Annotated in this window: 1 protein-coding gene; it reads right to left on the reverse strand. The window is 58.3% G+C overall.

Annotated elements, in window-relative coordinates; genetic code table 11:
- On the reverse strand, positions 1-238 hold a 238-nt coding region (locus GHO03_RS24705), incomplete at its 3' end, for a DUF3077 domain-containing protein (protein ID WP_153400703.1).
- Positions 239-559 lie beyond the last annotated feature (321 nt).

The following is a 559-nucleotide window of genomic DNA, read 5'->3' on the forward strand; positions in this document are numbered from 1 at the left end:
CCGCCTCATTCGCGCAGGCACCCGCACAGCGCAACAAGTCTGACGCCTGGGCCAGGGCCGCTTCTGAATTGACACTGTGCGGGATGGCAAACAAGGCCGTGCCCAAGGGGCGAAGAGGCTTATGGTTTTGCAGGTAGTAATTGAGCGCGCGTTCAGCGGCGGCACGGTCCAGCAACGGGTCGTTAGCCTCAGCAGCAGCGAGGGATAACACGGGTGGATCGGGGGTGATCTTTTTCATGGGGTTCTCCAAATTTATGGAGCTGCCCTTGATCGCGACTAAACGAATGGGAAGGCAGCCGTACGCAGGTTAGTCGACCGGAAAACTTGGAAACCGGCGCACACGAAGGTGCCCTACGCACGGCCACCATAACAATGGCATTTTGCGTCAAGTTTACCAGCCGGGCGACTAAACCCGACCGCTGAAAGGCAGCGATGGGCCGAGACTATGCCCCGAACTGGACAGGCGCAAGCCAGGGGGATTTTCTAGGGAAACTCCGAACAAGTCTCCAAGTATGCTGAAATACAGCCTCACCACCTGCCCCGAGTGCGTCATGAGCCA

The sequence above is a fragment of the Pseudomonas sp. FSL R10-1339 genome, from assembly GCF_009600545.1.
Taxonomy (GTDB): Bacteria; Pseudomonadota; Gammaproteobacteria; order Pseudomonadales; family Pseudomonadaceae; genus Aquipseudomonas; species Aquipseudomonas bubulae.